We start from the raw sequence: 11,790 nt of genomic DNA on the forward strand, positions 1-11,790 counted from the left end.
ACATGGTCACGCCGCTATACGAACGCTATATGCCAACCTTCGTGCGCTATAACCTGAAGGCGACTTACGATCTCAGTAAATTCCAGAGTGCGCTGTTCGCCACGCTACAGCGGCACGAGTTCGCCAGCGACATCGCGTGTCGCACGGAGGGCAGCTTGCTGGTCGTGCCGGTACCGCGGGCGACGGCCGGGGGCGACGCTGCGCTATCTCTTTTGTTGGGATGCCGTCGCGCCCCCACCGGCGCGACGGCGGGCCAGGCAGGCCTACACCAGCAACGGCTGACCGATCAGCGTCACCTCCATATCTGTCCCTTGCAATGCGGTGCCGAAGCCGGCTGCGCCGATGACGGCCAGGGCATCCGTTAGACCGATACCCGACAACGCGGCCTCGGTCGCATACTGGTAAGCCAGGCCGCCCCCGTACGCAAGCTCGTCGCTACCACCCAGGCGGTACTTCGACAGCGAAGACGACAATGCCCAGGTAGTGATCGAGCCGTTGCCCGCGCGCGCCGTGTCGAAGGCGCCCACCAATCCACTGAAATCGAATTCCTGGATCTTGCGGCTCTGCAGCGCGTTGCCGTTACTGTTGTAGTCGGCCGTGCCTTCGATAACCACTTGCAGCGTCGCGACGCTGCGGTTGGCCGTATCGGCATACCAGTTCTTGAACGTCATCTGGTCGCCCGAGCCGAGCGACATCAACAGGTCACTGCCGCTCTTCTGGAGCGCCAGGCTGCCATAGCCGATCCCGCCCAGCGACACGGTGTTGTCCTTGCCGGTGCTGGCGGCGATGACATCCTGACCGTCGCCACGATTGAACAGAATCAGATCGGCGCCGGTCGACGTGGTGATGGTGTCGTTGCCTTTGCCCCCGATGAACAGGTCGTTGCCCACACCGCTGGTGAGGCTGTCGGCGCCGATGCCGCCGTCGAACAGCGCTTTTCCGGCCGTGTCGCTCAAGATGTCGTTGCCGGCGCCGCCTTGCAGCACATCGTTGCCGGCGCCACCGGCGAGGGTGTTGATGGCTGAATTTCCGACGATAAGATTGTCAGACGCATTTCCGGTCCCGTTGATCGCCCCGCTGCCGGTCAAGAGCAATGCCTCCAGGTTCGTGCCCAGCGTGTAGGTCAGGCTCGACTGCACCTGGTCGATGCCCTCGCCACTGTTTTCCGTCACGCTATCGCTGGCATTGTCGACGACGTAGACGTCATTGCCGGCGCCGCCACCGAGCCTGTCGGCACCGGCGCCGCCGTCTAGGAAGTCATTGCCGTCGCCACCCTGCAGCGTATTGCCGGCACTATTGCCGACCAGTCGATTGTCGAGGGCATTGCCAGTGCCATTAATGCCGGCGTTCCCGGTCAGCGTCAGGTTCTCGACATTCGCGCCCAATGCGTGCGTGATGCTGGCCTCGACGCCGTCCACACCTTCGCCCACATTTTCTATGACCGCGTCCCCGCTATTGTCGACGACATAGGTATCGTTACCGGCGCCGCCGGAGAGCATGTCCGCGCCACTGCCGCCATTGAGCACGTTGGCAGCGCTATTGCCGTCGATGGTATTGGCAAGTGCGTTGCCGGTGCCGTTGATCGCTGCATTGCCGGTCAGGGCCAGGGCCTCGACGTTTGCCGCCAACGCCAGCGAGACACTGCTGCGCACAGTGTCGTAGCCGGCGTTCGCGGATTCGACAACGGTGTCGCCGCTATTGTCCACGATGTACGTGTCATTTCCGGCGCCGCCGCGCAACTGGTCGGCGCCTGCGCCGCCATCGAGCGTGTCGTTGCCGGCATTGCCGCTCAAGGTGTCGTTGCCGGCCAGGCCATTCATGGCATCGTCGCGCGACGTGCCACTCAAGGTATCGGCGCCGGCCGTACCGTTGATGACAGACGGCAGGTGATCGGCGATATCTTCCGGATACCAGGAGTAGTCGTTGGGGAATTCCACGATCAGCGCCAGTCCGAGCGTGAAGTAATTGACGATGCGCACGCCATCATTACCTGTCATCACCAGCAGGTCGTCGCCCACGCGACTCAGGCGTGCAGCACTGGCGGCGGACTCGGCCAGATAGACTCTCAGCGTGTCACCTGCGTCGTCGATGACCGTGTCGACGCCATCGCCACTGCGTACGGTGTAGTAATCTTCCCCAGTGCCACCGACGAGCGTATCGCTGCCGCGATCCCCGTCGAGACGATCGTCGCCGTCCCCCCCGGTGATAACATCGTCGCCATCGCCGCCCAGGATCTTATCGCTGCCCATGCCCCCGCCCAGAGTATCTGCGCCTTCATAACCGTAGATCAGGTCATCGCCGCCCAGTCCGTCCACGATATCGCTACCGACGCCACCGTATAAGACATCCATGTCGTCAGTGGCGCTGGCGAAGCGGACCCAAGACGCGAGTTCGGCGGCACTCCATACCACGCCGTCGTCGAATACCACCTGTTTGTTGCGATAGGCCTGCTCAATGAACCAGTTTGCAAGCGTTACCCGGCTGGCGCCGTCGTCGCTCGCCAAGTACAGATTGTCCTGGTCGCGGGTTACTTTCAGCATTTCCCGGGCCACGCCGCGCAGGATCACGGCATCGACCTCGTTGGCGGCATGGGCCTTGTCGTCGATGAAATCATGACCGGTGCCGGTGCCTGCCACATAAGTGTCCGCGCCCGCCCCGCCTTCTAGATAATCGTCACCCGCACCGCTGGTAATACGGTTTGCCATGGCATTGCCGCGCACGTAGTACCCGTTACCGCTCACGACGACGGCATTCTCGACATGATCGCCGAGTTGATAGCTGGCGCGACGACTTGCGTGCAGAAGCAGCGTATCCATGCCACCGCCCTCGGCTTCCACCACCATATCGAACTCGTTGTCCACGACATAGACATCGTCACCGCTGCCACCATGGAGGATATCGCCTATCTCGGCGTAGACCGGATCGCTGCCACCGTCGAGGGTGTCGTTGCCGGCGTCGCCGTACAAGATGTCAGGGTTGGCCGTGCCGAGCAGTACGTCGTCGCCGGCGGTCCCGCGCACAATCAGAACAAGACGAGATGCGATCTGATCGGTACCCCAGGTTTCGCCGCCTGCGAACGCAATCTCGTCGAGATGGCGCCCGCCGGTTTCGTTGAAGTAGCCGCGCACGGTGACGCTGCCGCCGGGCACGCTAACGATCAGATCCAGGCCGCTGCGAAGCACTGCAGTACCTGCTGCGCTGATGCCATTGAGCACCAAGCGGTCGGTGGTCGTCGCGTTGTCGGGCGCAGCATTGTCGATGATGTCGTCGCCGTCGCCGGACCAGTACACATAGGTGTCGCTGCCCGCCTCGCCCAACAGCAGATCGGCGCCGTTGCCGCCTTCGATTAGATCGTCGCCGGCCCTGCCAGAGATCGTGTCGGCGCCGCCAAGGCCGTTGAGCGCGTCGGCGCGTGCCGAACCGGTCAAGACATCGGCTGCCTCCGTCCCGTCCATGCTCGGCTTCAACCGAATCTCGATTTCGGCCCTGCTCCAGCTGCTGTCGTCGCCAAACCACAAGCGGTCGATCTTGCGGTCTTCGGAAGCATCGAAATAGCCGACGACGGTCAATGTGTCGGTGTCGTTCAGGCGCAGCACCAGGTCGTCGCCGGACTGCGAGAGCTTGACGGCACGTTGCGTGATCCCTGCCGCCAGGCTGATTTGATCGATGCTCGTGGCGTTGTCGGAGGCGCGATTGTCGATCAGGTCGTGGCCCGCGCCTACATCGAATACATAGCTGTCGCTGCCAAGGCCGCCGCTTAGCAGATTGGCGGCCGTGTTCTCGGAGCCGTCAAGGACATTATCCAGCGCATTGCCGACGCCATCGATGGCGTCGGCACCGGTCAACACCAGGCGCTCGAGATTGGCGCCGAGCTGATAGCTGATGCTGCTGCGGACGGTATCGGACCAGCCTTCCCACTGGCGTTGCTCGTCAACGCGGTCGCCGGTATTATCGACAACATAGGTGGTGGAATCGGCTCCTCCCAACATGTAATCGGCACCTTCTCCGCCGTCGAGTAGTTGACCCTCGCCGTCTCCACCATACATCGTGTCGTTGCCTGCGCCGCCAAAGAAGCTTCCGCCGCCGTCAGACAACCACATGGTATTGTCGCGCGCATTGCCGATCAAAGTCCAGGTCGCCCTCATGCTGTAGATATTGATATCCTCGACGTTTTCATCCATGACATAGGTAACCGGCGCGAGGTGGTCGATCTCCCATCTGAGGTTCACCATATCGAGCCCCTCGTCCGCATTTTCCACGATCGTGTCACCCAGCCCCAGCACATAAGTGTCATCGCCTTTGCCGCCGGCGAGTACGTTGGCGACACGATTGCCGGTATCGCCTTCCACCTGCAAATTGAAAAACGGATCCATGTCTGCGCTGCCGTTGAGGATGTTGTCGCGATCATTGCCGTTGCCACGTGTGGCGACATTTCCCATCATGGTCAGGTTATCGAGGTGCGCGGCAAGCGTGTAGTTGCCCGTCGCAAACACCTGCATGGTCCCCGCTTCCATCGGAACGCCCGGCGCGAACACGATAGTGTCTTGCGCATTGTCGACATAGAAATATCCGCCAGTACCACGACTGATGATGGTGTCGATGCCCGCACCGCCATCATAGATAACTGCGTTATTGTCCTCCTCGGTCCAGATAATGTTGTCGAGCGCGTTTCCGCGGACGGTTGTTTGCTGCCAGCCGTCGGTATGAAACTCGAGCTGTTCGACATTCGCGGCCAGCGTGTAGGTGCGGGCCGTGTAGGCATACTCGATAGCCTTGTCGATGCCAGCATTGACGCCCTCTTGGATCGTGCCCAAACCGCCATACCGGATATAGGTATCGTTGCCGAGACCGCCGATCAGGGTGTCGCGCGAGCTTGCATCGCCGCTCAGGATATTGTCACTGGCATTACCGGTGATCACGTTATTCAGGTTATTGCCACTGCCATCGATATGCAATGTCCCGGTCAGGGTCAGGTTCTCGACGTTGGCTGGAAGGATGTAGCTGACCGACGCATCGATCCGGTCGGTTCCCTGATTGGCGCCCTCGACGACGACGTCGAGCGGATTGTCGACGCCGAACACGTCATTTCCCGAGGTACCAGTCATGGTATTGGGACTGCCGCCGGTAATGATATTGGAAGCAATCGCGGACACATCCCACAGCGTGCCATCGGCAAATTCGACGCGTTCGAGCGCATGATCGGCTGCCTTGCCGTCGACCGTCGTGACAAACCAAGACTGCACCGTCACCTGATCAGGGCCGCCACGCACGACGAACACCAGATCGTTGCCCATGCGGTAAAGCTTGACGTCGTCGGCGGCAATGCCGTCGGTGAAGCGCAGGACGTCGGTTTCCGTCGTGGCCGCGCCCGACTCCAGGACGATGTCGCGACCGTCGCCGCTTGTGAACACATAGACGTCTGCACCGGCGCCCCCGACCAATGTGTCGGCGCCGGCGCCGCCGGTCATGATATCGTCGCCCGCCCCGCCGTCGAGCGTATCGTCACCCTCGCCGCCCTTGATGCGATCGGTGCCGCCGAGGCCCACAATGCTGTCGTCGCCATGGCCGGCATCGATGTCGTCGGCGGTCTCAAACCCCAGCACGTCGTCGCCGCGGTCGCTGACCGATGCGGCGATGAGCATCAGTTTGACCGCATCGGCGGTCCAGACGGTGCCGTCGGCAAAGCGGATCTCCTCAACCTGCTGGCTGTCGTCCGCACCGGCGAACTGGTTCTCGATGGAGGCGGTCTCCCAGCCGAGTTGCACCTTGAGTACCGTGCCCTCGCGTGCCAGCACGATTTGCGAAGGTAGTATGCCGATACCCAACTGCAGCACATCGACATCGCCCGGCTTGCCCTCGGACTCGACGATGGAATCCAGGCGCGAGTTAGTGCCGAACACATAGATGTCGCTGCCTTCGCCCCCGACCAACGTGTCATTGTCTTCGTAGGTGAAGTCGTTGGTACTACCGATGAGGGTGTCGTTGCCTGCGCCGCCGTACAGGATGTCGTGACCCATCCCGCCGTACAGGATGTCGTCGCCCCCCAGCCCCGAAATCGTGTCGTCCCCACTCAGGCCTTGCATGGTGTCTGCACGTTCCGATCCAGTCAGGATATCGTCGCCGAAGGTCGGAGGTGCCATGTAAATCAGGTCATCGAAGTCGCTCTGCTGCAACACACTGCCGTCGGAAAACACGACCATGTCGATTTTCGCGCTGTTCTCCAGGTAGTAACCCGACACCCGCACCCTGCCGTTGCCGACCATGAAATCCAGGTCGCCAGACTGAGAGCGGCTCACGGCAACGTCGCCTGCGGCGATGCCGTCGGCGAAACGGATTGTGTCGACGGCGCCAATATGGTCGTCCGCCCGGTTGTCGATGGTGTCGTAATCGTCCTTGCGCGCGAACCAGTAGGTATCGTTACCCCGACCGCCCACGAGCATGTCGGAATCGGTACCGCCGATCAGGCTATCATCGCCATCGTTGCCAGACAGCGTATCAGAGCCGCCCAGCCCGTACAGGATATCGGCCCCGGCACCGCCACTGAGTGTGTTGTTGCCGTCGGTACCACGTTGGGTGACGACCATTGATGCGATCTGCTCTTGCCGCCACGTAGTGCCGTCGGCAAACAGCAACTCGTCGATACGATGATCGGCGTCGGCGGCGAAGTAGTTGGTGACAGTGATCTTGCCCGATGCCACCGTCACTACCAGATCGTTGCCGGCACCACGCGCCAAGCTCACGTCCGTCGTCTTGATGTCTTGCGCAAAAACGATGCGATCGGTCGCGGTGGCGTTGTCGCTCGCTCCATTATTGATGGTGTCGTTGCCATCGCCCCGGCTGTATACATAACTGTCGTCGCCTTCGCCGCCGCTGAGAATATCCGCACCGCGCTCGCCACCCAGGATGTCGTTGCCGGCGTCGCCGGCAACGACATCGTCGCCGGCGGCCCCATGCACGAGATCGTCGCCTGCTCCACCCTCGATCGTGTCCGCAGCGTTACTGCCGAGGACATCGTCGGCGCCGACCGAGCCTGTAATGCTCAGTGCCGGCGAAAGCGCCATCAACGCGGCACGCGTCATGGTCGCGCCGCCCGATATGCCGAGGGCGCCAACGCTGTCGTGCAGCAAACCGTTCTCGATGCGCAATGTGGAGGTGCCGTACTGGACCACCAGATCGTTGGGATTGGCGGCGTCCGCGATCACCGTGATCTTGGCATTCTTGATCGTTTCCTTGAACAGATAGGTGTTGATGCCCTGGTTGTCACGGATGGCAGGCGCCGTAGAGGCGCCGCGGGCGCCAGCGCTGGCGGGCGTACCGCCAACGAGGTACACGTCGTCGCCAGCGCCACCGTCGAGGATGTCGTTGCCGCCGCCCTCCAGGATGTCATTGCCTTCTCCGCCATAGAGGATATCGTCGCCGCTGCCGCCGTAAAGGTAGTCATCGTGGGCGCCGCCGTAAAGCGTGTCGTCGCCGTCGCCACCTACGAGCGCATCGATACCGTCATCGCCGTAGAGCAAATCGTCGCCACCGCCGCCAATGAGTGTATCCTTGCCGGCGCCGCCATGGAGCTGGTCGTCGCCATGGAACGTGGTGGCCAGCGAATCGAGATCGCCATTGAGAACGTCGTCCCCAGCGTCGCCGAACAGCGCGTCTTTCCCGCCACCGCCGAAGAGCTTGTCGTCGCCTTCGCCACCATGCAGCACGTCGTCGCCGTGGAATTGCCCATCGACGTCGCCCGCGTCGCCCTGCACGTCATCGTTGCCGAGCCCGCCATACAGCGTGTCGTTGCCTCCGTCGCCCAGCATGATGTCGTCGCCAGCGCCACCGTCGAGCAGATCCTCGCCGTGCTCATTGCCGGGCGTGACCGACAGGTCGGCATCGCCGCGCATGCCGTCGTTTCCGGCGCCACCGATCAGCGTGTCGTCGTTGCCGCCCCCGGCCATATTGTCGTTGCCAGCCCCGCCGTCGAGCAGATCGCGTCCCTGCATGGCGGCGGTAAGGCCAGCCTCCGACGCGTCGCCATGCAGATGATCGTCGCCGTCGCCGCCGAGCAGGCGGTCGTCGGCGCCGCCACCCTCGAGATAATCGTCGTCAGTGCCGCCATCGAGCACGTCGCTGCCGTGGAACTCGCCGGGCAGCTTGCCGATGTTAGCGTCGCCAAACAGCTTGTCCTTGCCATTTCCACCGAGCAGACGGTCTTCGCCGCCATGCCCGACTAGCTGGTCGTCGCCTTCGCCGCCGTCCAGGAAATCGTTACCGCCAATCGCGAAAGGCGTGATGAACGGATTGTCATGGTCGCCGGCCAGGCTGTCGTTGCCATCGCCGCCGTACAACTGGTCATCGTTGCCGTTACCCGAAAGCCAGTCATTGCCATTTCCGCCGTACAAGATGTCGGCGCCGTGGTCTTCGGCAGCGGTGTACGCGATGTACATCGGCTTGCCTGTGGCATCGAGCACGACCGGCCCGTCTCCGGAGAGCGTGTCGTCGCCATCGTCGCCGAACAGCACGTCGGCCCCCGCCATACCCGAAATATCGTCCTTGCCGGTTCCGCCGTGGACCAGGTCGTCCCCGGTGCCGCTGTCGATGCGATCGTTGCCGGCGCCACCGTCGATGATGCTGGCGCCGTCGTTGGCGATCGTACGCACGTCGTCTCCATAGATGTGCAGGTCGGTGATGCCGTAAGCATTTTCCGTTGGCATGATTGAAGTGACCCAGCCAAAGCCTCGCGACAGCTCATTCCCTTCAGGATCGATATTTTGATCGACCTGGGGGCTGCGTCCGCTGTTCGGGGTGCCGAGCGAAGAGCCGAACAGGTAGTCGTCGCCGTCACCGCCGAAAAGGGTATCAGCGCCGTGACCGCCAGTGATCAGGTCGTCACCAGCGCCGCCATCGAGAATGTCGTCGCCTTCGTGGCCATCGATCAGGTCGTTGCCACCAAGCCCGAACATCTCGTCCGCCGCGCCGGTGCCGCGCAGCAGGTCCTGGCTGTCAACGGCTGCACCGGCAGACACGTAGTTGTGATTGGCATCGGTGACGTAGTTGCCGTTGGCGTCGGTCTTCTTGATGAAGTCCCCCCGAATGATGCTCGTGGATGGGGCTGGTTCTTCCGGCGCAGCGTCGGGCAGATCGATCTCAGTGCTACCACGCCGCCAGTTCTGCACCGTGATCGTGTTGTCGGTTCCGGCCTGCCGGATCACCAGATCGATATCGCCGCCGGCATTTTCGACCAGCACATAGATGTAATGAACGCCGCCAGCCTCGCCTTCCCAGCGATCGTCGCCTGTCTTCTTGCCACCCGTGAGTGCGACGCTGTCGACCATGATGACGCCAAGGTCGTCCTGGTCATAAATGATATCGTGGCCGAAGTTGCCAGAAAGGAGGTATTGATCCCTGCCCGAACCGCCATACAACAAATTGTCGCCGTCACCGCCGTACATGATGTCAGCTCCCTTGCCGCCAACGAGCAAATCTTTGCCGCTGCCTGCAACCAGCACATCGTCGCCGTCTCCGCCATACAGGCTATCGTCGCCTGCGCCGCCGTCAAGAGCATCGGTGCCGGCATTGCCTTCCAGATGATCGTTGCCGTCCAGGCCGCGAAGCATGTCGTCGCCGGCCCCGCCGAACAAGGTATCGTCAAGGCGCCCGCCAACCAGCGAGTCAGCCTTGCTGGCGCCAAAGGTCACATACGGACTAAAATCACTCAGCAATGTACGTCGGATTAATAATCCGGTTTCCAGGTCACTATAAACAGTCCGGTCCTGGTAGGGGTGCAAGCCCACTTCATCAGGAACAAATTCTCCAACGGTTACGTCGTACCGCAAGTCAACCTTGTTGTAGTACGTAACCCGTTGCTCCAGACTGATTCGAGCATTTAGATAAGTGTCTGTGAAATAATAATCGCCATCGATCTTGCCTGTCGTACGGTCGGCGTTCCAAGCACTATAAATATTCTTCTGAAGTTCGCTCAATGCTTGCTCGACATCGGCTTTGAAAATTCCGACGCCAGTGACAGCGAATGGACTTAGATTGATCAAACTGAGAAGCATACCAAAGTCCCCGCGAGCAGCGTCTGCAGAGCCTGGCGATGCTGTCAAGGTCGTCTTGCCGAGCAAATCTTGATACGCAACCACGATAGCATCAGCGATTTTGTAGAACGAATCGCGACCGGTATAACTGCCCATATTCTTGATGGATGCCCAAGTATTGCTGGATGGACTACCCTTCAAACGAATAGGTTCGTTGGTCAGAGGATCAATGACGTGCACGCCCAACATACCTGCCAGCGAATTTAAAACATTTTCCAGAACATCGCCGACTGCCTTCCCCTGTCCGTCTCCGATAAATAGGGAGCCATCGGCCTTTACCAAGTTCGATGAAATCCTGAATACCTCATGGAGAAAACCGGAAATTTCCGCATCACTGGTTTGCTCGGATACCAGGTTAGCTATCATATTTTGAACGAGCAACGAATCTTGCAAGAGGACCAGGCTGTGGGTATCACCGAAGTCCTTGACGTGATAATTATCGTGCAATAACTTGATTCCAAATTCGACCAGGTTCTTCACCACGGAATATCCGATCCCACCACGAAACAGGGGCTGGTCTTCGATGAATACTGAAATATCTTTACCAGCATGCCACTGACTATTTGCAACCGCCGATCCGTAGGAATCACCCTGTATATCAAACTGGTTCTTCATTTGGTCCGCAGTAAAAACCTTCTTCACGAATGTCCGCCAGATATCCCCGGCGAGATTCGTCGCTCCTGTATCCTGAGAGGCGAATCTGACTGCCATTTGGTAATCCAGCTTTAGTGCGTCAACTTGCTCAGTCGAAACGGGGAGCGGACTCGCTGCAGGATCGTCACCTCCCCCAGCGACCAATCCTCGGATTCGAATACCTTCGACAAAAATGGTATTTATATTGTCGAGAGACTTTTTCAGTTTAAGGAAATCTGCCAAAAAAACCATCGATTCGAGAGGTGACAAGATCTTGATAGCTAATTCTTCCTGAGCATTCAAGTAATCCTTCGCATGCTCGATCGTCCATGTATTTGCATTCAGCGTTTCACGCAGCGTTTCATACGTTTTTTGTCCCAACTTCGAACCGAATTGGCTTGCAATCTTTGCTGAGCCGGTTTCCTTATCCGTCATTTGGGCGAACAATGCCAGATTTGCCGCGGGCACCGAGCCGGTCTTTGCCAACCCGACGCCTGCACCGTTGAACGTCACGACTTCTTTGACCAAGCCTGGATGCAACAGATTGAATGCGGTTGCCAGATGACCGCCAAGACTGTATCCAGTCAGGCTGAAATTTCCGGCCTGACCATTGAGCGGCGCACCTGCCTGGGACAGTTCAGCATACCAAGCCTCCATGTCGCGCATCTGGCCCCACGCCCAACCAGTCTCCTTGACTTCGAGCGTATTCGTGGCCATGTTGTCGCGCACGGAGTCGTCGATGAACTCGGTGCTGCGGAAAGACATGACGTACTCGTCCTTGGTTGCTCCGGTTGCAGGATCAGTCTGGATGCACTTAAAAAGGGTTCCGGAAAAGCCGGTACCAGTATTGTCTCGGTGCGCAATCACTTCCCAGTGTTGGGAAAAATTCTCGGCTTCGTCTTGCGTGAATTTACTTGAGTGTCCGTTACCCTGGACGAGCACCTTTACCAGCAAGTCGCCAGCAAAATTTTTAGAGCCTGCCTTATCGATAAAAAAGGCCTCGGCAGCCATTTGAAGAGATGCATACTTATACTCAGAAGCGATGGTGATCATTTTTTACCCAAATCTCGTC

At 59.9% G+C, this 11,790-nt stretch carries 1 protein-coding gene; it reads right to left on the reverse strand.

Features of this window, described 5'->3' with window-relative positions; translation table 11 throughout:
• Window positions 1-263: 263 nt before the first annotated feature.
• Window positions 264-11,771 carry a calcium-binding protein gene (locus AC56LY_RS11410; RefSeq protein ID WP_499579420.1) on the reverse strand — a complete coding sequence of 3,836 codons (11,508 nt, stop codon included), beginning with the start codon at window positions 11,769-11,771 and terminating at the stop codon, window positions 264-266.
• Between the last annotated feature and the right edge of the window lie 19 nt (window positions 11,772-11,790).

The organism is Telluria sp. ZT3P25, assembly GCF_059685895.1.

Excerpts from the sequence above, each read along its gene's own strand:
- AC56LY_RS11410 (WP_499579420.1), bottom strand. The coding sequence starts at position 11,771 with ATGATCACCATCGCTTCTGAGTATAAGTATGCATCTCTTCAAATGGCT.